Below are 22847 nucleotides of genomic sequence, written 5' to 3' on the forward strand. Positions count from 1 at the left end.
GGTGACTATTGTACGAGCCAATCGCTAAAGTACAACCGAAAAAGCATCGGTTAATACGCACCTGTTCGTTTTCTTAAGACCTTCTTTATGCCGCAGGTACGGTAATACGTTTTTCTCGAACCCTGCAGGGCAAAACGTCCGTTAACAGGAGTGCGCGCGGTCGCCTTTTGTTCGTCCGCGCGCACCGTTTCTTCGTATTTGCAGCCGCGGCCGTTTAGCCCAGCGACTAGAGCGTGCCGTAGATGCGGTCGCCGGCGTCGCCGAGGCCGGGAACGATGTAGGCAGCCTCGTTGAGATGGTCGTCGATGGCGCAGGTATAGATATGCACATCTGGGTCCTTCTCGGTCAGCGACTTGAGGCCCTCGGGGGCCGCGACGATGCACAGCATGCGGATGTCCTTGACACCGCGCTCGCGCAGGTAGCTGATGGCCATCTCGGCCGAACCGCCCGTGGCAAGCATGGGGTCGACAACCAGGCAGATGCGCTGGTCGATATCCTTGGGCATCTTGCAGTAATACTCGTGCGGCTCGTGGGTGACCTCGTCGCGCTCCATGCCGATGTGACCCACGCGAGCGGAGGGCACCAGGTCGAGGATGCCGTCGACCATGCCAAGGCCCGCACGCAGGATGGGCACGATGGCGAGTTTCTTGCCGGCAAGCTGTTTGAACGTGGCGGTAGTGATGGGGGTCTCGACCTCGACGTCTTCCATAGGCAGGTCGCGCATGGCCTCGTAGCCGTCAAAAAGCGCGAGTTCGCGCACGAGCTGGCGGAACTGGTTGGTGCCGGTGTTTTTGTCGCGCAGGATCGACAGCTTGTGCTGGACGAGCGGGTGATCGACAAGCGTCACACGGGACGCATCGTAGGTGACGGTCATGGATTGATTGCCCCTTTCGTTGCGGCCGCAAAACGGCCTTGCTGACAAGGCGCGCAGCAATGTTGCCGCCGCACGCCATGCATTAGTTTAGCGGTTTGTTGTATCGAGCAGCCCATCGCAGCCCTACTGTGAGGTGCTGAGCGAGCGCCTGACTGCATCACGCCAGCCCGCAAGGTTTTGCTCGCGGCGCTCGGCGGACATGTGGGGAAGGAAGGTCCTAACGATCTGGGCATTTTGCTCCAGCTCTTCCAGGTCTTCCCAATAGCCGACGGCAAGACCCGCCAAGTACGCGGCACCGATTGCCGTGGTCTCCACCGTCTCGCATTGCAGCACGGGGATATCCAGCAGGTCGGCCTGGAATTGCATGATGAACTCGTTGCGCGAGGCACCGCCATCGACAGACAGGCGCTCAATCGAAAGCCCCACGTCCTGCTCCATGGCGCGCAGCACGTCGTAGCTCTGATATGCCATGGATTCGCAGGCGGCACGTACGATGGTCGCACGGCTCGAGGCGCCGGTCAGACCGCACACGATACCGCGAGCATGCGGGTCCCACCAGGGAGCACCCAAACCCGCAAAGGCCGGAACGAAGTAGCAGCCCTCGTTGTCGCTAATCGAAGCGGCGAGTTGTGCCGACTCGCTCACGCTCGAGATGATGCCCATGTTGTTGCGAAGCCAGTTCATCGTTGAGCCGGCGGCAAAAATAGAGCCCTCGAGCGCATAGCTGACTTTGCCGTCCGCAGCGATACCGATGGTGGAGACCAGGCCATTCTTGGATTCGACGATCTCGTCGCCGGTGTTCATGAGCATAAAGCAACCCGTGCCATAGGTGTTTTTGGTCTGGCCGGGACGGAAACAGCAGTGGCCGAACAGCGACGCCTGTTGGTCACCCGCCACGCCCATGATGGGCGGCATGTTGGTCATGATGTCGCTCGCGACGCGGCCGTAGTCGCCCGAGCTCCAGCGAACCTCGGGCATCATGGAACGTGGAACGTCAAAGAGTGCCAGCAGGTCGTCGTCCCAATCGAGCGTATGGATATTAAAGAGTGCCGTGCGGCTGGCATTGGTGTAGTCGGTGGCAAAGACCTGGCCGCCGGTGAGGTTGTAGATGAGCCAGGTGTCGATGGTGCCAAACATGAGGTCGCCCGCCGCCGCGCTTTCGCGTGCGCCGTCGACGTTGTCGAGAATCCACTGCACCTTGGAGGCCGAGAAATACGGGTCGAGCGTGAGTCCCGTGCGGGAGCGCACCAGCCCTTCTGCGCCCTGCTCGACAAGCTCGTCGATCAGAGGTGCGGTACGGCGGCACTGCCATACGATAGCGTTATAGATCGGCTGACCGCTCACGCGATCCCAGACCACCGTGGTCTCGCGCTGGTTGGAGATGCCGATGGCAGCAATGCGGTCGGAGTGGATACCGCTCTTAAACTGGACTTCCATCATGACGGCGATCTGGCTAGCAAGGACCGCCATGGGGTCTTGCTCCACCCAGCCGGGACGCGGGAAGCTGGTTTTGACGCTGCGACGTGCCTGCGCGACGATGCATCCGTACTCGTCGACGATGGTCGCAAGTACCGAGGTGGTGCCGCAGTCGAGCGCCATGATGTAGGAACCGCCAAAGTCAAACGAGGCATCTTCCATGCCCAGGCTGCCCAGATTCAACGACATCGCTTAAACCTTTCTATTGCATCGGGTCGGACAGGACCCGTTCGATCTCTGATGCGGGAAGTGCGCCTTGGCGCAGGAGCTGGAGCTCGCCGTGCTGAAACGACACGATGGTCGAGGCGTCGCGACACGGGGTCTCACCGGCGTCGACGGCAACATCGACCCCCTCCAGGATGCGACCCTCCACCGTGATAAAACTTGCCGGCGCGGGCGCGCCATGCGTGTTGGCGCTGGTGCAGGCAAGGGGGCTGCCACAGGCGCGAATGAGCGCCTGCACCACGGGCGAGGCCGAAGCGCGAAGTGCCACCGTGTCGTCGGCAGCGCGCATAAAGGTCGGCACGCAGGGGGCTGCCTTGACCACGATAGTCAGGGCTCCCGGCCAGCATCGTCGCGCGAGTATGCGGGCATCTTCCGGGATATCCACGCCATAGCGGTCGAGTGCTTCGACGCCATCGACCAGCCAAGCGACGGTTTGCGTGAGTTCACGTTGCTTGAGAGTGAAGATACGGCGATAGCCGGTGCCGAGCGCAGGAACTGCGGCGCCATTGACGGCAGCCTGCGGATCGCGCGGCCACGATGGGAATTCGCTTGTATCTTGGGGCACGGCGTCCGAGAAGGCGTTGACTGCCACGGCGACACCGTAGACGGTCTCGGTCGGGATCAAAGCCAGGCCGCCGCGGCCGAGCACCTCGGCCGTGCGCTCGACGGCAAGCCGATGCGGCTCGCGCGTTCCCTCGTATACCCGATAGACCGTCTGCATGTGTATGCCAGCCCCTTACGCTCTGGTGCAAGTTTGTTTACTGTGGGGCATTCTCGCACGAAACGTTCAACCTATTTGCCCAGAGCGCATGTTGGTTTGGTGAGCGGCTCTAGTAGTCGGTGAAAGTGAGGGGGTTATTGGACGGCTACGAACTTCTTTGGCCTGCCGGCGTGGCGTTCTTGGGCGGCGTAGCGCTCGATGCTGTCTATCGTTATCATCCGACGGCCGTCGACGAGTTCAACATCGAGCTTTCCGGCTTTGACCAGCGCGGTAATCCGCGGAGCGGAGACTTTGAGGTCCAGCGCTGCGTCTTTAAATGTTCGGCACGCCGCTTCCCGAGCGTCCTCGTGGTCGATTTCGACTGAAAGGGCCACGACCTCGGCCGAGCGTTCATACCCTGCCGGAGCCAAACCGTTGTTGAGGTCGTCGGCCAAAAACGCCATCAGTGCCTCGGTGGCATGGGCAATCGCTTCTTCGCGCGTATCGCCATCGGCAAAGGCGCCGGGAATCTGCGGGAAGCTGGCGCAGTAACCGTCGTCTTCCTTTATGAGAACGCAGTCATAGGTAAATCGCTGCCTCATTTTGCCTCCAACTACCATTCAGCTTGGCGACGAATACTTGCCCACATGCCCTTCTTTGGTCGGTCACCACCAGAGCCGTTCACGGTGACAACACGGTCACCAGAAACATACTTAGCATGACTACCGACTTGCGCGACCTTCACGAATCCATCGTGCTTGAGTAGGGCAATGATTTCTCGAAAGGTAGGAGGTTGCATGGGCCGACCTCTTTCAGCCGTCCTAATTATAAACTACTTTATAATTTTTGCTAACCAGTTAATAAATATTACTGGCGCTGTTTGGGCTCGGTGACGATGGCTCGGACGATGCGGGGGCGATCGGTAAGGTCGCGGACGATGCGCACGTCCGAAAGACCCGCCTGGCGGCAGAGCTCGGCGGCGGCGTCGAGGGCGCCTTCGTAGAGCTCGCAGGCAAACAGGCCGCCGGCGCGCAGCATATAGGGCGCCGCGTTGAGCAGGCGACGGAAAATATCGAGGCCGTCGGCACCGCCCTCGAGCGCCAGGTCGGGCTCAAAGTCCTTTACTTCGTGCGGCAGTGAGCGCATGACGTCGGTCGGGATGTAAGGCGGGTTGGAGACGAGCACGTCGAACGTACCCCATTCCTCGCGGGGGATAGAGCTCACCAGGTTCGTGAGGCTGAAGGCGACCTCATCGGACGTGAGCCCGAGCGCGTCGCGGTTTTTGGTAGCAAGGTCGATGGCGCGCGGCTCGATATCGGTAGCAGTGCAGGTGACGTGGCCGCGGCGCTCCCAGGCAAGGGAGAGCGAGATGCAGCCCGTGCCGCAGCCGACCTCGAGAACGCGGGCGACGCGGGGGTCGGCGGCATCGACCGCGGCATCCTGCGCCGGGGTCGTCTCCTGGTCGGCACCTTCGATGGCGATGCCGTATTCGTCGAGCTCGGGCTCAGCGAGCTCTTCAGCTTCCGCAGCTTCGGCCTCCTCGGCCTGCGCAGCGGCTTCCTCGGCCTCGCGATCAGCCAGTTCCTCGGCATAGGCGCGACTGCCCAGCACATCGCCACCCAGCGCCGCCTCGTCGGCAGCCGTCAAGTTTTCGGCACGGCGCTCGGCTGTCGCTCGCTCGTCGGCCAATGCAGCTTCGGCCTTGCGCGCCTGCTCGACCTCGTCGTTCCAGGGCAGCTCAGCGCGCTGGCGGGTGGCAGCCTCGGGGCTCAGTACCTCGGCATCCAGATAATTGAGGACTTCCTCGACGAGCATCTCGGTCTCGGGACGCGGAATGAGTACGCCAGGGGCGCACGCGACGTCGATCATGCGGAACTGCGTGCTGCCGGTGATGTATTGCAGCGGCTCGCCCTTGGCGCGACGGACGACGGCCGCATGCATGGTCTCGAGCTGGGTCGCGTCAAGCATCTCGTCCATGCGCATATATAAGTCGATGCGTGCCAGACCCGTGGCAGCGCAGAGCAGCCACTCAGCAGAAAGACGGGGGTGCTCCTCGCCGCGCTCGGCCAGGTACTCCTTGGTCCACTCGAGACAACGCTTGATGGTCCAGATCTCGTTTGCCATGGGGCCCTCCCCTCTTAAGCGCCGGGCGGCGCGCGAATGTCGGAGCAGATTGTAAGCGAGGCCAGCGCTTGGCAAGGGACGATTGAAGGCGATTATCGAGAATCAGCCCAGAATTTTGCTTGGATCGCAATCGAAATGTTCATTCGTCGACGTCTAAATCTGCATCCGTCAAGCTTTTGGCAAGGTTGCCCCAAAACTGACCAATATCTAACCAAGAACTTGCCAAATCACTTGACGCGCGACCCATCAAAAATCGCTCCGCGACTTCTTGAACGATATTTTGAGCAATATTTTCGATAGCGGACTTATGCCGTCAATTACCTTAAGCAGGTAAGCAGCTCAAATGACATCACAGCCGACTGAATAAAATATCAAGGCAATGTCACCAATGACTCCCTACGGATCATTTGACAACCAAGGAAACGCCGATGTTTTGGCAATGTCAGCGAGCGACGTCCAGAGCGAACAAGTTGGCATGAAAAAGGCAAGGCATAGACCTTCTGGTCATGCCTTGCCTTTTGAATGACAAATTGTCGCTCTGGGCGGCGCGCAGCGTCGAGCAGTTACGGCGTTTGGTAAAACGCCGTAACTTAAACAGCTTGTGCCAGCTTCTCGGCTCGCTCGGCGGCGGCGAGTGCCTCGATGACGGTGCCGAGCTGGTCGCCCAGGAGGACGCCGTTGTAGGTGGAGTTGAAACCGATACGGTGGTCGGTCACGCGGTCCTGGGGCTGGTTGTAGGTGCGAATCTTCTCGGAACGATTGCCGTGGCCGATCTGGCTCTGGCGCTCGGCACCGAGCTCTGCCTGCTGCTTCTCGAGCTCCATCTCGTACAGACGGGCGCGCAGCATCTGCATGCAGACTTCGCGGTTCTGGATCTGGGAGCGCTGTTCCTGCGACTGCACCACGGTGTTGGTGGGCAGGTGGGTGATGCGCACGGCGGAGTAGGTGGTGTTAACGCACTGACCGCCAGGGCCGGAGGCGCAGTAGGTGTCGATGCGCAGGTCAGACTGGTTGATCTGGACGTCAATCTCCTCGGCCTCGGGAAGCACGGCGACGGTTGCCGTGGAGGTCTGGATGCGACCCTGGGACTCGGTCTTGGGGACGCGCTGGACGCGATGCACGCCGGACTCGTACTTCATGACGGAGTAGACGCGGTCACCCTCGACCTTGAACTCGATGGACTTAAAGCCGCCGGCCTCGCTGGGGCTGGAGTCGAGCACGGTGGTCTTCCAGCCGCGCGACTCGCAGAAGCGCTGGTACATCTTGTACAGATCACCGGCAAAGATGGCCGCCTCGTCGCCACCGGCGGCGGAGCGAATCTCGACGATGGTGTTCTTGTCGTCATTGGGGTCGCTTGGGATGAGCATGTACTTAATGTCTTCCTCGAGCTGGGGAAGCTTGGCCTCGTTTTCGGAGATGTCCATCTGGAGCATCTCCTTCTCATCGGCATCGGTAGTATCGTGGAGCATTTCCTTGGCAGCCTCGATGTCATCGAGCGCGCCGATGTACTCGCGCGAGGCGGCGATGAGGTCAGACTGGTGCGCGTACTCCTTGTTGAGACGCGTGAACTCCTTAATATCGGAGGCGACGGCCGGGTCGGAGAGCTTCTTCTCGAGTTCCTCGTAGGCCTTGATAATCTTTTCGAGCTTGTCGCGCATGGCGGGACTCCTTTATATGCGTGAAGGTGAAAATCGGCAGAGTTGATGGGGCGCGCGGCGCCACTGCGGGGGTAAGCCCGGCTAGAACATGTCGATCTTCAGATACATGCGCATCCCTTCGCGTATGGGGTACATAGTTGCGGTCTAACCCATACATGATAGCGTGCGCAGGCAAACCTGCATATAACCCGCACGGAATGAGCGGACGTAGCCGTTGGGGACGTTCCTTAACGGCTAGTCGTTTAAGAACGTTCCCAACGGCCAACAAAGGGACTGTCGCTTTGTCGAATTCAAGAGCGTTTGGAGCAGGGAGATGAGAAAACGGATGCCCTGGAGGTAGGCTCGGCGGGTGATGCGCTCGTTGGTACCGTGGACACCGCGCTCGCACTCGTCATCGTCGACCACAAAGGCCGAGAAGCGAATGCACTCAGGGCAAATGTGCTGGTAGTTGGCAGCGTCGGTCGCACCGATCACGGTTGAGGGGACGATGCTGACAGGAACCCCACCCGCCGCCGATGATCCGTTTTCCTCCGTCCCCAAAGGCTCACGGAAATAGTGGGCGGCGATGGCACGGACGGCCTCGAGCCCCGGCCCGCCGACACGCGGAGACGGCGAAGGCTCGGAGCTGCCGGGGCCGAGTTCGACCTCCACGCGCCCGGCAAGGCCCGCCGCGGCAACGGCCTCGCGGCAGCGAGCAGCGACATCGGCCACGCTCGTGCCCTCGAGCATGCGGAAGTTGATGTTGGCCCACATATCCTGCGGCATTACGTTGGCGCCGGTGCTGCCACCCTCGATCTGCGTGGGCGCGCAGGTAGTCGTCACCAGCGGATAGAGCTTTTTGCTGGCGAGGCAATCACGGACAATGGCGTCCCCGTTGGCGGCAATTTCATCGGCCGTGTAGAGCCCCAACTCGACGAGTTGGGCGGCAAGCGGATCGGTCACGCGCGTCGGCCACTCGATATCGCAGATTGCGGTGATGGCACGGCTGAGCACCTCAAGCGACGTGTCGCCGTAGGGGTTGGAAGAATGCCCGCCCGCGCTCTTTGTCTTGAGCACAATGTCGGCATAACCTTTCTCAGCCAGGTCGGCGTGCATGAGCCAACCCTCGCCCGCGCTATACTCGGCAGCCGGAACGATGCGGTAGTCACCCTCGTCGATCAGGTACTCAAGCTCAATGCCGCGCCCCTTGAGCGCACGGCCGATGGCGCCTGCTCCGTACTGCGTAGTCTCCTCGTCCTGGCCAAAGGCCAGGAGCAGCGTGCGCTCGTGCTGCCAACCGTGCGCCAGCGCATACTCGACAGCCTCGAGAATGCCTGCGACCTGATCCTTCATGTCGATCGCGCCGCGGCCCCAGATGTAGGTGTCGTCCACGTGCCCGCTAAAGGGGGCATGTGTCCAGTCGGCCTCGGTATCCGGCACCACGGGGACCACGTCCATGTGGCCCATGAGCATGACGGGTTTGAGGGCGGGGTCGGAACCGCCAAGCGTCACCAGCAGCGAATGATCGATAAGCTCGACCTCGCCCGCCGCAAACACGCGCGGCCAGGCCTGCTGCATATAGGCGCGCAGGTCATCGAAGGGCTGCCAGTCCACCGCCTCGGCATCCATGCTCGAGACGGTCGGAAACGACAGCACGCGGCCCAGGCGCTCGCACGCGCTGGCCTCGTCCAGATCGGCAAAATCGTCCTCATGCGCAAAGAAGCGCCAAACCTCGGCCATGACATCCTTTCGATTGTGACGACAAAGGCCGCCCCACGGGAGCGGCCCTGCAACGTAAGCGTTTGCGCCGGTTATTTGTCTTCGAGATAGCGAGAGAGGAACTCGCGAGTGCGCTGGTGTTTGGGGTTGCCGAAGAGCTCGGCCGGCGCGGCGTCCTCGAGCACCACGCCCTTGTCCATAAAGACCACGCGGTCGGACACCGTGCGGGCAAAGGCCATCTCGTGCGTGACGACAACCATGGTCATACCGTCGGCCGCGAGCTTGCGCATGACCTCGAGCACCTCTCCCACGATCTCGGGGTCGAGTGCGGAGGTCGGCTCGTCAAACAGCATGATCTGCGGATTCATGCACAGGGCACGGGCAATGGCCACGCGCTGTTTTTGACCACCGGACAGGCGGCCCACGGCGGCGTGCGCGAACTTTTCGAGTCCCACGCTCGCCAGATGCTCCGTCGCGACCTTTTCGGCCTCGGCCTTGCTCATCTTTTTGAGCATAACGGGCGCGAGCGTACAGTTGTCGAGCACGTCCATGTTGTTGAACAGGTTGAAGCCCTGGAACACCATGCCAATGTCCTCGCGCAGTTTATTGATGTTGCAGCGCTCGGCGGTAAGGTCTTGGCCGTGAAACCAGATGTGGCCCGCGTCCGGGGTCTCGAGCAGGTTAAGGCAGCGCAGAAACGTCGACTTGCCCGAGCCTGAGGCGCCGATGATGGTGACGACCTCGCCGGGATTGATGGACAGATCGATGCCCTTGAGCACCTCGAGTGAGCCAAAGCTCTTGCGCAGGCCCTCGACGCGGATAAGCGGCTCGCAAGCGTCTGCGACCGCGGAGTTATTCTGAGTCATGGTTGCTCCTCCTAATTAGAGCTCGGCAGCGTCTGGGGCGCCTCGGCACCCAGACGGCGACCAAAGGCCTCGAGCAGGCGGCCTGCCACGAACGTCAGGATCAGGTAGACCACGAGCGCTACGCAGTAGACCTCCATCTGGCGGTAGTACACGCCGGCGACGGTGGTGGTGGCGTACATGAGGTCGAACACGCCGATGACCGAGAGCACCGACGAGTCCTTGATGTTGATGATGAGCTCGTTGGTGAGCGCCGGGATCGCGTTTTTAATGCCCTGGGGAAACACGACTTTGCGCATGGCCTGCCACTGCGACAGACCCAGCGAGCGCGCCGCCTCGGCCTGACCGGGGTCGATCGACTCGATGCCGCCGCGCAGGACCTCCATCATGTAGGCAGTAGAGTTGAGCGAGATGGTGACGAGGCCCGCGGTAAAGGTACTCCAGATCTGGTTGGCCTGGGCGGTCTCGAAGCCCATGCTGCGCAGAACGGTAAAGCCCGCGTAATAGATGAGCAAGCCCTGGACCATCATGGGCGTGCCGCGCACGACGGTGGAATAGACGGTCGCAAAGCCTCGGCCAATGCTCTTAAAGAAACGCACCAAGTCGTTGTCGACGCGGTCGAAGGTCTGGGTGCGCAAGAACACAAAGAGCAGCGCCAAAAAGAAGGCGATGACCGTGCCGAAGGTGGCAAGCGCGATGGTGATCTCGATGCCGCGGATAAAGAAGTCGCTGCTCTTGTAGGTCATGTAGACCAAGCTCGACAGAAAGTCGCTGGGATTGGAGTCCGAGACAATGCTCACCTGCACCAAGTCGATAAACGACATGACGCAACGGTCGATAAAGAAGATCGCCGCGATGGCAACCACGACATAGCTGCCCAGGCGCGCGCTACGACGGAAGCGCTCAGATGCGAACGGCGACTTTTGGCGATAGTCATTCCAATGCATGAGCTTGGTGACGAGCGCTGCCGCCGATACGACAATCCAAGCCCACAGAATCGCCCAGAGGCAGTCCTGGAACACACCCGTGGGCGCCAAGAAGCTCAGCGGCGTGGGGTTGCGCTGACTAAACGCCAGACCGAGCGCCGCGATGGCGCTCGTGCCTAGATACACATAACGGTGGTCGGCCTTGATAAAGGAGGCCAGACGATTGATAGCTTTCATGCTGCCTCCCTATGCCGGCTGACGGTCGAGGCACGCGTCCCACATCTGGTCGCGTTCCTCTTGGCTAACGCCCTTGAGCGTCTTATTGATAAGTTTGAGCAGCTTGTCCGAGCCCTTGCGGCAGCCGACGTTTGTCGTGACCTCCTGCTTAAAGCCCTCGCCCTCGGCAAAATGAACGGGGACGATACCCGGGTTTTGGGCCATATAGCCCTTCTCGTTCTCGGTGTTGTAGGTCACGGCGTCACAAGTGCCCTGCAGCAGGTTCGAGAACACCGTGGGCACCGAATCGACCGGATTTTTGTGGACGACGCCCGGGATCTCGTCGATGACGGTGTCAAGCATCGTGTCCTTTTGGCCGAGCACCGTGGCGCCGCTAAAGTCGCTGAGCTTGGTCGCGTTTTGGTAGGGCGAGCCCTCTTTTACGAACAGGCCAAAGTAGCCGATAAAGTACGGATCGGAAAAGCCGACGGACTCCTCGCGCTCGGGCGTGGCGCTCATGCCGGCAATGATGAGGTCGATCTGGCCATTGTTAAGTGAATCGATGAGGCCCGAGAAGCTCTGCTTGACGGCAACGGGCTCGCCGCCAAGGGCCTTGCAGACGATCTTGGCGATCTGCACGTCGTAGCCGTCGGCATAAGCGCCCTGCACGTTATCGATGGGGATGGTGTACTCACTGGCCTCGGATACCTGCCAGTTGTACGGGGCGTAGGCCGCCTCCATGCCGATGCGGATCTTGTCTTTGCCGATTACGGAATCGGACAGGTCGTCGCGACCGCCGCCCGTCGTGGGCTGAACCACCTTGAGCGTGGACGGGCGCTGGCAGCCGGCAAGCGCGCCGGCGACGACGGAAGCGCTCGCAGCGAGGGCGCCACCCAAGAAGATGCGACGACTGCACACCGGCTGGGCCTGCGCGTCGCGCTGTAGTCGAGGTTGCATCTGATGCCTTCCCTATTTTGCCTTACTGACAATAAGACAGGATATACGCCCGCAACCAGCAGCGCGGCATGTGCGCGAAAAATTAATAGACACACGAGGACGATTGGCGCAAAGCAGCCTGTCCCCCCATGCACCGCTTGGCATAAAAAAGCAAGGCATAGACCTTCTGGTCATGCCTTGCCTTTTGAATGACAAATTGTCGCTCTGGGCGGCGCGTAGCGTCGACCGGTCCGCCGTTCGCTAGAACGGCGGAACCTCTAGAGCAGGGTGACGCTAAAGCTGCGAACGTCCGTCTCGCCCGGCGCCAGCGCAATGGTGTTGACCTTGTGCTCGAAGACGTCGTCCTCGGTGTCCATCGTGGTGTGACCGGTCCAGGGCTCGAGCGCCACAAACGGGGCGTCGTTGGCGGCAGACCACACGCCGATGTACTTAAAGCCCTCAAAGTCGATCTTGACGCCGTGGCCCGACTTGCGACCGCGCAGCGTGAGCGTGGAGCCCGGGGTATCGGTGAACATGATGGCGTCGTTATCGAAGCTGCGGTGCGTGATGGGCAGCACGTCCGAGTTATCGGGCGCCTTGTAGCTGCCCTCGAACGTCATGAGGCCATCGGGCGTGATGATGGGAGCCTCGTTGGTCCAAGCCTCGGTAAATGCCAGCTCGTAGTCCTCGAATGCCTCGTCCTCGGCACCAGGAGCGGGCACGTTAAATGCGGGGTGACCGCCCACCGAGAACGGCAGGTCAACGTCGCCGGTGTTGGTGACGGTAAAGGTCTGCGTGAGCGTGGCGTCGCCGGTCAGAGCATAGGTCATGTTGAGCTTAAAGTGGAACGGGAAGGCCTTGAGCGACTCGGGCGTGTCGGCGATCTCGTAGGTGACAGACGAGCCGTCCTCGGAGACCTCGACCAGCTTGTGCTCGACGATGCGCGCGAGTCCGTGGCGCGGCATCTCGCAGGTGCCGGCCGCAGACGTTGCCGTGTTGTTGCGCAGCGAGCCCACAATGGGGAACAGGATGGGCGCATGCTTGCCCCAAAAGGCGGGGTCGCCCTGCCACAAGTACTCGTTGCCGTTGAGGGCAAGGCTCGTGAGCTGGGCGCCCATGGAATCGATGGCAGCGGTAAGGCCGCCGCGTTTGATGGTAGTGACGGTAGACATGCTACTTCCTCCAAAAGTAAACAACAGTGTCGAGGGCTATTGTCCCACTCTTGACGGCAAGGAGAAGCGACAGGCACAGTTATTGAACGATTGCGTAAAGGTCGAACCCGCCCTGCGGCGTGCTGTCGACCGTATCGGGCGCCTGCGAGTTAAAGCTCACGGGAACCATGCGCTTTGAGGCGCGGTAACGCGTGCCGTCGGTGGCGACGGGCGGCTCATCAACCGTGAGCTCGTAGTCGCCGGGCTTGAGCTCGATACCGTCACCTTCGGAATTGACGTATTGATACTCGTCGATTGCTTGTCCCCTGAGCGTGCGGCCCACAATATGGACGAGCATTTGGCTATCGCCGCGCGCGGTATCCCACGTCGCGCCGTCCTTAACCTCGACCGACACATGCACCGAGCGCGTGCGGCTGAGCGATTGCTCGACAGACATCTCGACCTTGGCGGCGTCTTTGCGCTGTTGCTCCACGTGGCTCCAGACATTTCCGATCGCCGAGCAAGCGATGACGCCGGCCATGAAGGCGATGAGGATGGGGCCGAGCGGTGAGCGGCGGACCGCGTCTTCCTCGCGAGCCAGGTTGGGGCGACGCGTGGGGGCGGGCGCCTGGGCACCCTGCGCGGGCACGTCGAGTATGCTGAAGGATGCCGTGCTGTCGGGGTCGATGGTGTGGCGCGGCTGCGGGGTCTTTGCCGGCGAGATGGACATGTCGGCTGGCTCACCCAGCGTGGCCGTGGCATCGGCCTTTGCCTCGTCGGCCTCGGCCTGGGCCCAAGCCTGTTCAAAGGTTAGGGGTTCGGCGGGGTCGGAATCGGCATCCGAGTCAAGCGCATCGCCAGCATCGGAGTCCACATCGGTCCCGTCGCTCAACTCATCACTTGGCAAGGGCTCGTCCCACACCTCATCCGGAGCCTCGCCCTCGCTGTACCACCATTCAAAGCTATCGATATCCATACGGGGCGCCCCCTTGGCCTCGCAAATAAACACTTGCTAGCCTTATACCCCCAGACGGCACGGCGGCTCGCCGGCACAGATAGGAAAACCATCACAACATTCGACGCTTTTCCTCGTTTTCGAGATTTTCATCGAATGTTGTGACGGTTTGGGCGGCAGCCATGCCGCGAATGTGACAAAGGGACTGTCCTCTTGTCACATCTGGAGGGCTACGGGGATTTGGATGCAGCAGAAGTCCTCTTGGTGGGACTCGTCGTAGCTGGTGGTATCGAGGTAGCAAAAATCGAAGGCATCGCCGATGGGCTGGAGTGCGTGCTCGTCCATGCGGGCCACGATGGCACGAATGCCCTCGGGTTCGTACGGCATGCCCCAGCGGCTCATGCACAGGTATGTGCCCTCGGGCAACACCTCGACGCCAATCTCTGCCAGCTCGGCAGGATCGCTCGGCAGCAGCTCCCCGGCACCGCGCGGCAGCACGGCAAAGGAGCCGGCACCGGCGATGGGGTCGTCGGAATGCAGCGCCTCGCGACGCAGCATGGCGCCCCAGCCGCGCATGGGACGCGTGCCCGTGAGCGCACGCATGCGCAGAATCGCGCGCATGAGCGTGGGGTGCAGCATCGAACGGCCGCGCTCGATATCGGCCGGGAACTCCTCAAAGACCACGAAGCGGCGCTCGAACTGCTTGAGCTCCGGTTTGCCCTCGCGCTCGCGCCAGTAAACCGCCTCGTCGTAAAAGCTCAGTCGCTCCTGCACGCTCGCACGCTCGGCTTTGAGCCCGGCAATCTGCCCATCGAGCGCCTGAACCCGCGAGCGCAGGTGATCGGTCATCTCGCCAATGTCGAACGTCGAGGTCAGGCGGTCAATCTCGTCGAGTTCGAGCCCTAGGTCGCGCAGCATGCAGATCAGACGCATGAGCGGGATCTGCGTGGGCGAATAGAAACGGTAGCCTTTTTCGTTAACCACGGCGGGCTTAAACAGGCCGATCTTGTCGTAGTAGATGAGCGTTTGGCGCGAAACGTTAAACAAGCTCGCCATCTCGCTAATCGCATACATACCCGTCTGCATAGGTCCTCCCGACACATCCTTTGACGCGAAAAGCCCGCCGCCCACAGGGGCAGCGGGTTCAAACACTCCTCGTATCCTACCCTAAAAGCGCCTATGACCAGCGCTTATAGTTTGCACATGACACGCCGACGGCCTCGAGCGCCTTGGCGGCGATGTGATGCACCGCATCGTCGAGCGTGGCGGGGCCGTTGTAAAACGTGAGCATGGGCGGCATGAGCATGACGCCCGGTACGCGCGCCAAGCGCGCCATGTTATCGACATGGATCGCACTGAAGGGCGTCTCGCGCACCATGAGTACCAGGCGGCGTTGCTCTTTCATCTGCACGTCGGCCGCACGCAGCAACAGGTTTTCGCTGTAACCGCTCGCAATGCCGGCGAGCGTCTTCATGGAGCAGGGCGCCACGATCATGCCGTCGACCGGATAGGTGCCGCTTGCGATGGCAGCGCCGATGTTCTTGTTGTCGTAGACCACATCGGCATGCGTGGCAAACTCGTCGAGCGTCATGCCGAGCTCCTGCTCGATGGTGATCTCTCCCCCGCGCGTGACGACAAGCGCCGATTCGGCGCCGGCCTGGCGCAGGCATTTGAGACACTCGAGGCCCAGCGCAGCGCCGCTGGCACCAGATACGCCAACGACAATGCGACGGGGACGGACAGAAGACTCAGGCATGACAACTCCTTACTTAGTTACTCGGCAGGGTTACTTACTAGAAAGCGAGCTCCGCGGCCCACTTGTCACGGTCGATCTCCATGAACTGCGAGCGGATGAAGTTCTTCTTGAGGTCGAACGGAACCGTGCAGTCGAAGATGGCCTTGCAGGCGATGCCGTGCTCGCGGATCGAAGGATCGAACGCGGGGTCGTTGGACGGGTCGAGCACGTGACAGTGGCAGCCGGGGATGGTGATGAGGTCCACGTCGGCCTGGAAGCGCGTGGTCATGGCCCACATCACGTCGCTCATGTCGAAGATGTCAACGTCTTCGTCAACCAGGATCACATGCTTGAGCTCGGAGAATGCCGAGAAGGCGAGCATGGCGGCGTTGCGCTGACGGCCCTCGTCATTTTTGCTCGACTTCTTGAACTGCATGATGGCAACGAACTTGCCGCCGCCGCAGGGGGCGGCGTGAACGTTGAGCAGGCGGCCCGGAATAGCGGTCTCGACCATCTTGTAGATGGAAGCCTCGGTGGGGATGCCCGCCATGGACACGTGCTCGTGCGAAGGGCCGATGCAGCTCTCCATGATGGGATTGACGCGTGTGGTGACGGCGGTGATCTTGATCACCGGGCAGACCTTGGCGCCACCGGTGTAGCCAGGGAACTCGGGCATGGCATAGCCGTGGCCGTTGACGTCCTCGTTGATGGTCTCGTCGTGCATGAGGTAGCCCTCGAGCACGTACTCGGCATTGGCGATGCACTTCTGCGGAACGGTGATGCAGTCGGCAAGCTCGACGGCGTGGCCGCGCAGGGCGCCGGCGATCTGCAGCTCGTTAAAGCCGAGCGGCGTGGTGGGAGCCTCGAAGCCGCAGCACATGTACACGGCGGGGTCCAAGCCGATGGAGATGGAGATGGGCATGTCCTCGCCGCGCTGGCAGTACTCGTCAAAAAAGGCGCCAAGGTGACGGCTGCCCGGGGTGATCCACATGGCGAGCTTGTCCTTGTCGACACAGGAGAAGCGGTGGATGGTCACGTCGGACTGGGAGCCGTCGGGGCTCGTGCCGTAGGCGAGGCCCATGGTGATGTAGGGGCCGCCGTCGACGGGCGTGTTGGTGGGAGCGGGGACGATCTTGCGCAGGTCAAAGCCCTCGTCGGTCGCCTTGTACACAACCTCCTGGCAGTCGATGTGCGCGCCCTCGGCGATCTGCTTGGGCGCGATCAGGTTCTCGAAGCGCTTGCCGATCTCGAGGCCTAGGTGCTCCTCGTCCAGGTCGAGCAGGGCGGCAACGCGCTTGCGGCTGGCAAGCATGCCGATGCAGACCTTGGCATCGTCAAAGCCCTTGACGTTGTTGAAGACCATCGCCGGACCCTCTTTGGTCGGACGCATAACGGTACCGCCGGCACCGACGTGGCGATAGACGCCCGAGACCTCGGCGTCCGGGTCGACCTGGGTGTCGGTCTCGAGCAGCTGGCCCGGCATCTCGCGCAAAAAGTCGAGCGCGGAGCGCAGGTCGTGGATCTGGGAAGCATCGGTGGTGGACATAGCGTACTCCTTTCGGGAGAGTGCCCGGCGGCGGGAGTGCCGCCGGGCTGGGTAACGTAGTGGGGCCGCGGCGCTCATAGATGAGGCGCTCGGCCACTCGCAGTTCGAGCACTCGGCTGCTTACAGCCCAAGCGCTCAACCGTTTACATCAGGCCAAAGAGGTGGAACCAGGCGGCCTCGACCAGCACGACGATAAAGACGACCGCAGTGAGGGGAATGCCCATGCGCATAGCCTCTTTGGAGGTGTAGCCGCCAGCGTCCTTGCCCTCGCCGATAAGGATCGGCAGGTTATGGAACGGCAGGATGTAGTGGATGTTGATGGACGTAAAGACGATGAGCGCCACGGCGAGCGGGCTCACGCTGGAGCCGGCCGCGAAGCTGATGAACGCCGGCACGCACACGCCGAGCACGGCCATGACCGAGCCCATGAACATGTGGATGACCATGGAGAGCGCGGCGACAAGCAGGGCGAACAGGAAGATGTTCTCGGGCACGGAGCTGGGGAGTACGACGTCGGCGATCCAGGCGTTCATGCCGGTGGCGCCGCCCACGGAACCCACGGCCATGGCGGCCGTCAGGAACATGAGGGACTTGATGTCGACAGCGTTCCAGCTGGCAGGAGTGAGAACCTCGCCGATGATGGGCATGGCGAGCGCGACACCGATGGCAAGTGTCACCCAGCCGATGTAATCGCCCGAGACGGTAAGCCACAGCGCGATGGCGATGACAAGCCACACGATGGTGCGAATCTCCTTGACGGAGAGCTTGCCGAGCGCGGCCTGCTTGGCCACGATCTGCTCGCGATCGTAAACGAGCTCCTTGCTGGGCTTAAAGAGGAAGAGGCCTAGGAACAGGGCGCACAGCAGCGCGACCAGCATGGGCACGCTCATGTACAGGAACCAGTCGACAAAGGACGGGCTCATGCCGCCGGCCTCGGCACTGTACTGCGCAACGAGCGGGTTGAGTGTGGAGTCGCCCGTCAGGAAGAACATAGAGCCCGGGGCGGCAGCGGCAAACACGAGGAAGCCGAGCTTGCCGCGGTCGTCGTCACCGTAGCCGGCGGACTCGGCGATGACCGAGACGACGGCGAGGATGAGGAAGGCGCGGGGGAACGGGTGCGGGATCAGCAGCGACAGCACAAAGGTGAGCGCGAAGATCGAGATGATGAGCGACTTGGCATCGCGCACGAACTTGAGCATAAACGCATAGGCGATGCGCTCGCCCAGGCCCGACTCCTTGACCGCGCTGGCGATGAGGTAGGCGCCGATGACGAGCCACATGGTGGCTTTGGTCCACGAGCTAAACGTGGAGGCGACCGTCGCCGAGATGCTCGCGGCGCCCGTGTCGTCCACGCACACCTTGAACAGAACGAGCAGCGCGCAGTAGAGCAGGCCCACAAAGCCCGGCTGTGCCACGCCACACGCCCAGAACACCACCGTGGCGAGCGTCAACGCCAGACAGGTCTGGGCGCCGACCGTGAGCTCGACCGTCGAGCTCAGCTCCGCCAAAGGAAGAAACTTCACCAGCAAAAAGACAACGATACCCAGCACAAAGCCAATTTCGCGCTTGGTGATCTTAAACGCCTTCTTTTCCGCTTCCATCTCCCCACCTTTCTTGTTGGGGGCACCCGGCGCCGCGGCGTGTGCCGCTACAGCAAAAGGGAGTGCCCGTTATTGGACACTCCCTACGTTGCGCTGTGTTGTTGCAATACAGTCAAGCGGGATTTTTTGGATGAGAAGCGATCCCCTGGACAAAAACCATCACATCATTCGACGCTTTTCCTCGCTTTCGAGATTTTCATCGAATGTTGTGACGGTTTGGATATGGCAAAGGGGCTGTACCTTTGTTACATAGCGAGGGCCGTACGGATGGATGGGTCGCTGAGGGCCTCGCGAAGCCAGGGGGCCAGCTGCTCGGGGCGACCCTGCAGGTAGCCGTCGAGCTCGGACGGGGCCACGCGGCGCACCTCCGAGATCTCCTCTTGGTTGATGCATAGCTCGCCCGGCTCAACATGGGCTGCGAACACCTCGCACCATTCGCACTCGCAGCGGCCGTCGCCGTGGTCCTCACGGTACACCACGTGTCCGAGGTGCTTGAGCTGATCGGGATCGCGCGTAATGCCAAGCTCTTCGTTGATGCGGCGCGCCGTGGCGGCCGCGACGTCTTCCCCGGGGAGCGGATGGCCGGCGCAGCTATCGGCCAGCACCCCGCCCCACAGGCGCTTGAGCGGACTACGGCGACAGAGCAGCAGACGCGCGTCTTCGCCCCGGCCCTCGACTAAAAGCGTCAGAAATGCCTGATGCAGGATGCCCTCGCCGGTATGGGCCTCGATGCGGTCGACGTGGCCGAGCACCTCGCCGGTCGCGGCATCGACCGCCACGACCTCGGCACCTGCGCCGCCCTCATCCCAGCCGGCGCGCAGAATGCGGGCTGCGGCCTCCTCGAGCGCGGCGATGAGCTCTTTGGTGGTGTCGAGCACGCGCTGCAGGTCGTCCCCGCTCGCCTGTTCAACATGAAAACCCGTGCTTGCAACTACCGGCACGCCAAAGCGCGTGGCCAGCGCCGCCGCGATATCGTGCGCCGGGATCTCGTCTCGATGGCACGGAACGGCCAGGATGCTCACGGTCGCCGTGCGACCGGGCTCAGGGCGCGGAATGGCCTGCGCCGTGGCGCCCAGGTGCGCGAACTCGGGCGAGCAAGCGTACACCGCCATGCCCCGCGGCGTCACCGTCAGCTGGGCCTCGAGCGCAAACTTGCCCTCGCCCACCGCAATCTTTATCGTGTGCATACCCATGGGATCTCCTGTCACCCGCGATGTGCCTGAGACCATCTTCGCCTGTATTGCGACTATACAGGCAAGCGCAGCCTGCGACAAAGGGGGGCAGGCACCTGACACATTCTGCTAGAGTTGCAGGGATTGAATCCCGCTTATTCATGCGACATTGGAGTGACAACCTTGACCGCCGCAACCACGTCTAAAAGTAAATCAACCGCCGCCGCGCTCTCCCCCGCGCGCACCAAGCTCTGCCTGGCGCTGCTCGTGCTGTTGGGATTCTCGCTCGGCTGCTCCGAGTTCGTGGTCATCGGTATCGAGAGCGACTTGGCAACGGAGCTCGGCATCTCGCTTGCCACTGCGGGCCAGCTCATCAGCGTGTTCGCGCTCGTCTACGCCATCGCGACGCCGGTGCTCGCGCTCAGCACGGGGCGTTTTCGCCGCTACCAGCTGCTCGTGTGCTATAGCATCGTCTTTGTGCTCGGCAACCTGGTCATGGCGTTGGCGCCCAACTTCCAGGTACTGTTTATCTCGCGCATTGTCCTGGGCTCTGTCTCGGGTGCGCTGCTCGCCGTGGGTGTGACGTACATCCCCGAGCTGCTGTCCCCGCAGCAAACCTCGCTTGCCATCTCGGTCGTGTACGGTGCGTTTTCCGTGGCAATGGTCTTTGTCACTTCGATCGGCAAGTTTGTGGCCGACACGCTCGATTGGCACGTGGCCATGTACGGCACGCTGACCTTTGCCGTTCTGATCTGCGGAGCGCTCGTGGCGTTTATGCCGCGCGCTGGGCAAACCGACGAGCCTGCCACCTTTCGCGAGCAGGCGGGGCTTCTACGCGAGCCGAGCATCATCACCGGCATGCTCATCTTTTTGTTTGGCGTGGGGTCGGTCTACGTATTCTACGGCTACGTGACGCCTTATCTTGAGCAAGTGCTGGGTATGGGCACGGTAGAAGCCAGCACCACGCTTATGGCCTACGGCGTGTTCTGCCTGATCTCGAACATCCTGGGCGGATGGATCGACGCACGTTTTGGCATGAAGGCACTGCTTGTGACGTTTGTGCTGCAGGCTGCGGCGCTGCTCGGGCTGTTTGCCGTGGGCGGCACCATGCCGCTCGCGCTGGTCTTTGTCTTTAGCTTGGCGCTGCTCATGTACCTGTTCTCGGTGTCGTGCATCACGCACTTTATGGACGTGGCACGCAGCCGCCATCCCAAGTCGATGGTACTCGCAAGTTCGGTTGAGCCCATGGCGTTTAACGTCGGCATCTCGTTTGGCACCGCGGTAGGCGGAGCCGTGGTGAGCAGCATTGGCATTGCACACGTGGGCGCCGTGGGCGCCGCGTTCTCGCTTGTGGCCTGGGCGCTTACGCTGGTGACGATTAAGCTGGCACGTTGGGAGCGCCACCGCGGGTAGCGCAATTGCAGCCAAAAGCCGCAGCACCGCCCACCATCTTTTGACCGCCTGGCGCTCGCTCCTGCAGCCATGCAACACGTCGTCTGCCGCCCAGTTCAGCATCTTTCCCGGCGCTATTTAACCACGCAAAACGCATCCTGTTAAGATTATCGCTATCGTTTTTCGCAATCTGAAAATCGATAGAATCGCAGGTAAAGCTTTCGTAGTCTGAAATGGTCAATCCACACGAAAGGGGTTTACCACATGGACAAGAAAGCAGTTGTAATCGCCGGGGCCGGCAGCACCCACACTCCCGGCATCATCCAGAGCCTATTGCAGAAGAAAAACGAATTACCGCTGCGCAAACTCGCCCTGTACGACATCGACGAGAAGCGCATGCATCTCGTCTACGACATCATGAAGCAGTTCATCGAGCAGGAAGCTCCTGACATCGAAGTTGTCGTGACGACCGATCCCGAAAAGGCATTCACCGATGTCGACTTCGTCTTCGCGCAAATCCGCCAGGGTGGCCTTCAGATGCGTCGCCAGGACGAGCGCATCCCTCTCAAGTACGGTTGCGTGGGACAGGAAACCTGCGGCGCCGGCGGTTCGATCTCCTATGGCATCAGGTCCATCCCCGGCGTCTTCGACCTCGTACGCTACGCCAAGAAATATAGTCCAGACGCCTGGATCCTCAACTATTCCAACCCCGCCGCAGTTGTCGCCGAGGCCACACGTCGCGAGTTTGGCAACGACCATATCCTTAACATCTGCGATATGCCCACGGCTATCTTGCTCTCGTACTCTAAGATGCTCGGACTTCCCAGCTGGCGCGATATCGACCCCATGTATTTTGGACTCAATCACTTTGGCTGGTTTACCAAAATTTACGACAAGGAGGGGCGCGATCGTCTGCCGGAGCTCCGTCAGATGATTCTCGAGCACGGCATGGCCGTGAGCGACAAGCATCACAAGGACAAGGACTGGATGCACACCTGGGGTCAATACGTCAAGATTGTGAAGGACTATCCCGAGTATCTGCCCAACAGCTACCTGCAGTACTACCTGTACTCCAAAGACATGGCAGATGACATGGACCCCAACTGGACGCGCGCCGACAACGTCATCAACGGACGCGAGAAGGAGATGTTTGCCGAGCACGACAAGTACCTGGCAGATCCCGCCAATTACAAGAGCCCCGTACAGAGCTTCACGGTCTTTGGCGACTTTATCGTCGACGCAGCCGCCTCTATCGCCTACAACAAGTGCGAACGTTATCTCGTAATCGTCGAGAATAATGGCGCCATCCCCAATCTGCCCGACGACGCCATGGTCGAGGTCCCTGCCTACCTGCGCTCTTGGGGCCCCGAACCCATCAGCCAGCCTGCTATCCCCACCTTCTACAAGGGGCTTATCGAAGAGCAGAATGCCAGTGAGAAGCTCGCCGTCGACGCATATTACGAGCATTCCTACCAGAAGGCGCTCGAAGCCATCGCAATCAACAAGACCGTCCCTTCGACTACCGTCGCGCGCCAAATCCTCGACGACCTGATCGAAGCGAACGGCGATTATTGGCCGACCCTGTCCTAACTCCCCGCG

The 22847-nt window shown here is 61.4% G+C and carries 20 protein-coding genes; 2 read left to right on the forward strand and 18 right to left on the reverse strand.

Annotation, left to right across the window (positions count from 1 at the left end; translation table 11 throughout):
* Positions 1–226: 226 nt before the first annotated feature.
* The 18 genes from upp to idi all read right to left on the reverse strand — a co-directional run bounded on the left by upp (position 227) and on the right by idi (position 19877).
* A complete protein-coding gene (upp, locus tag DW151_RS05545; protein WP_040359658.1) occupies positions 227–874 on the reverse strand; it encodes a uracil phosphoribosyltransferase in 648 nt (215 codons plus the stop codon).
* Between the two features lie 123 nt (positions 875–997).
* Complete coding sequence (gene glpK, locus DW151_RS05550) at positions 998–2539, reverse strand: glycerol kinase GlpK (protein ID WP_089573103.1); 1542 nt, start codon at positions 2537–2539, stop codon at positions 998–1000.
* Positions 2540–2552: 13 nt separating this feature from the next.
* Positions 2553–3296, reverse strand: coding sequence for an L-threonylcarbamoyladenylate synthase (locus tag DW151_RS05555; protein WP_118237612.1), 744 nt, complete (start codon positions 3294–3296; stop codon positions 2553–2555).
* 134 nt (positions 3297–3430) lie between these two features.
* Entirely contained in the window at positions 3431–3877 is a 447-nt protein-coding gene (locus DW151_RS05560) for a type II toxin-antitoxin system HicB family antitoxin (RefSeq protein ID WP_158571658.1), read from the reverse strand.
* 11 nt (positions 3878–3888) lie between these two features.
* Positions 3889–4074, reverse strand: a complete 186-nt coding sequence (locus DW151_RS10910; protein WP_118334813.1) for a type II toxin-antitoxin system HicA family toxin — start codon at positions 4072–4074, stop codon at positions 3889–3891.
* Between the two features lie 68 nt (positions 4075–4142).
* Positions 4143–5399, reverse strand: a complete 1257-nt coding sequence (locus DW151_RS05570) for a HemK/PrmC family methyltransferase (RefSeq protein ID WP_118334815.1) — start codon at positions 5397–5399, stop codon at positions 4143–4145.
* A 590-nt stretch (positions 5400–5989) separates the two neighbouring features.
* The gene (gene prfA / locus DW151_RS05575; protein ID WP_035138783.1) at positions 5990–7057 is read right to left on the reverse strand and encodes a peptide chain release factor 1; all 1068 of its coding nucleotides are present in this window, start codon (positions 7055–7057) and stop codon (positions 5990–5992) included.
* Between the two features lie 234 nt (positions 7058–7291).
* Positions 7292–8776: a M20/M25/M40 family metallo-hydrolase gene (locus tag DW151_RS05580; RefSeq protein ID WP_118334816.1), complete on the reverse strand. Its 1485-nt coding sequence runs from the start codon at positions 8774–8776 to the stop codon at positions 7292–7294.
* A 71-nt stretch (positions 8777–8847) separates the two neighbouring features.
* Positions 8848–9621, reverse strand: coding sequence for an amino acid ABC transporter ATP-binding protein (locus tag DW151_RS05585; RefSeq protein ID WP_118334818.1), 774 nt, complete (start codon positions 9619–9621; stop codon positions 8848–8850).
* An 11-nt stretch (positions 9622–9632) separates the two neighbouring features.
* Positions 9633–10781, reverse strand: a complete 1149-nt coding sequence (locus DW151_RS05590) for an amino acid ABC transporter permease (protein ID WP_118334819.1) — start codon at positions 10779–10781, stop codon at positions 9633–9635.
* 9 nt (positions 10782–10790) lie between these two features.
* Positions 10791–11717 carry a transporter substrate-binding domain-containing protein gene (locus DW151_RS05595; RefSeq protein ID WP_118334821.1) on the reverse strand — a complete coding sequence of 309 codons (927 nt, stop codon included), beginning with the start codon at positions 11715–11717 and terminating at the stop codon, positions 10791–10793.
* Positions 11718–11974: 257 nt separating this feature from the next.
* Entirely contained in the window at positions 11975–12868 is an 894-nt protein-coding gene (locus tag DW151_RS05600; protein ID WP_118334823.1) for an aldose 1-epimerase family protein, read from the reverse strand.
* Between the two features lie 79 nt (positions 12869–12947).
* A complete protein-coding gene (locus DW151_RS05605) occupies positions 12948–13823 on the reverse strand; it encodes a hypothetical protein (protein WP_118334824.1) in 876 nt (291 codons plus the stop codon).
* Between the two features lie 195 nt (positions 13824–14018).
* Positions 14019–14888, reverse strand: coding sequence for a MerR family transcriptional regulator (locus DW151_RS10655; protein ID WP_199579899.1), 870 nt, complete (start codon positions 14886–14888; stop codon positions 14019–14021).
* 91 nt (positions 14889–14979) lie between these two features.
* Positions 14980–15558, reverse strand: a complete 579-nt coding sequence (locus tag DW151_RS05615; RefSeq protein WP_117582985.1) for a UbiX family flavin prenyltransferase — start codon at positions 15556–15558, stop codon at positions 14980–14982.
* A gap of 37 nt (positions 15559–15595) precedes the next feature.
* Complete coding sequence (locus DW151_RS05620) at positions 15596–17083, reverse strand: UbiD family decarboxylase (RefSeq protein ID WP_118334826.1); 1488 nt, start codon at positions 17081–17083, stop codon at positions 15596–15598.
* Between the two features lie 143 nt (positions 17084–17226).
* Complete coding sequence (locus DW151_RS05625) at positions 17227–18684, reverse strand: SLC13 family permease (protein ID WP_199579900.1); 1458 nt, start codon at positions 18682–18684, stop codon at positions 17227–17229.
* 245 nt (positions 18685–18929) lie between these two features.
* The gene (gene idi, locus DW151_RS05630; RefSeq protein ID WP_158571659.1) at positions 18930–19877 is read right to left on the reverse strand and encodes an isopentenyl-diphosphate Delta-isomerase; all 948 of its coding nucleotides are present in this window, start codon (positions 19875–19877) and stop codon (positions 18930–18932) included.
* Between the two features lie 162 nt (positions 19878–20039).
* Here idi and DW151_RS05635 point away from each other — a divergent pair, with 162 nt between their 5' ends.
* Both DW151_RS05635 and DW151_RS05640 read left to right on the forward strand, forming a co-directional pair.
* Positions 20040–21269 carry an MFS transporter gene (locus tag DW151_RS05635; protein ID WP_233543357.1) on the forward strand — a complete coding sequence of 410 codons (1230 nt, stop codon included), beginning with the start codon at positions 20040–20042 and terminating at the stop codon, positions 21267–21269.
* 243 nt (positions 21270–21512) lie between these two features.
* Positions 21513–22838 carry a 6-phospho-alpha-glucosidase gene (locus DW151_RS05640; RefSeq protein ID WP_118334829.1) on the forward strand — a complete coding sequence of 442 codons (1326 nt, stop codon included), beginning with the start codon at positions 21513–21515 and terminating at the stop codon, positions 22836–22838.
* Positions 22839–22847: the final 9 nt, after the last annotated feature.

Origin of the sequence: Collinsella sp. AM13-34 (assembly GCF_003473055.1) — a bacterium.
GTDB lineage: Bacteria > Actinomycetota > Coriobacteriia > Coriobacteriales > Coriobacteriaceae > Collinsella.

Coding starts and splice junctions, on each gene's coding strand:
- upp (WP_040359658.1), bottom strand. CDS start 874: ATGACCGTCACCTACGATGCGTCCCGTGTGACGCTTGTCGATCACCCG.
- glpK (WP_089573103.1), bottom strand. CDS start 2,539: ATGTCGTTGAATCTGGGCAGCCTGGGCATGGAAGATGCCTCGTTTGAC.
- DW151_RS05555 (WP_118237612.1), bottom strand. CDS start 3,296: ATGCAGACGGTCTATCGGGTATACGAGGGAACGCGCGAGCCGCATCGG.
- DW151_RS05560 (WP_158571658.1), bottom strand. CDS start 3,877: ATGAGGCAGCGATTTACCTATGACTGCGTTCTCATAAAGGAAGACGAC.
- DW151_RS10910 (WP_118334813.1), bottom strand. CDS start 4,074: ATGCAACCTCCTACCTTTCGAGAAATCATTGCCCTACTCAAGCACGAT.
- DW151_RS05570 (WP_118334815.1), bottom strand. CDS start 5,399: ATGGCAAACGAGATCTGGACCATCAAGCGTTGTCTCGAGTGGACCAAG.
- prfA (WP_035138783.1), bottom strand. CDS start 7,057: ATGCGCGACAAGCTCGAAAAGATTATCAAGGCCTACGAGGAACTCGAG.
- DW151_RS05580 (WP_118334816.1), bottom strand. CDS start 8,776: ATGGCCGAGGTTTGGCGCTTCTTTGCGCATGAGGACGATTTTGCCGAT.
- DW151_RS05585 (WP_118334818.1), bottom strand. CDS start 9,621: ATGACTCAGAATAACTCCGCGGTCGCAGACGCTTGCGAGCCGCTTATC.
- DW151_RS05590 (WP_118334819.1), bottom strand. CDS start 10,781: ATGAAAGCTATCAATCGTCTGGCCTCCTTTATCAAGGCCGACCACCGT.
- DW151_RS05595 (WP_118334821.1), bottom strand. CDS start 11,717: ATGCAACCTCGACTACAGCGCGACGCGCAGGCCCAGCCGGTGTGCAGT.
- DW151_RS05600 (WP_118334823.1), bottom strand. CDS start 12,868: ATGTCTACCGTCACTACCATCAAACGCGGCGGCCTTACCGCTGCCATC.
- DW151_RS05605 (WP_118334824.1), bottom strand. CDS start 13,823: ATGGATATCGATAGCTTTGAATGGTGGTACAGCGAGGGCGAGGCTCCG.
- DW151_RS10655 (WP_199579899.1), bottom strand. CDS start 14,888: ATGCAGACGGGTATGTATGCGATTAGCGAGATGGCGAGCTTGTTTAAC.
- DW151_RS05615 (WP_117582985.1), bottom strand. CDS start 15,558: ATGCCTGAGTCTTCTGTCCGTCCCCGTCGCATTGTCGTTGGCGTATCT.
- DW151_RS05620 (WP_118334826.1), bottom strand. CDS start 17,083: ATGTCCACCACCGATGCTTCCCAGATCCACGACCTGCGCTCCGCGCTC.
- DW151_RS05625 (WP_199579900.1), bottom strand. CDS start 18,684: ATGGAAGCGGAAAAGAAGGCGTTTAAGATCACCAAGCGCGAAATTGGC.
- idi (WP_158571659.1), bottom strand. CDS start 19,877: ATGGGTATGCACACGATAAAGATTGCGGTGGGCGAGGGCAAGTTTGCG.
- DW151_RS05640 (WP_118334829.1), top strand. CDS start 21,513: ATGGACAAGAAAGCAGTTGTAATCGCCGGGGCCGGCAGCACCCACACT.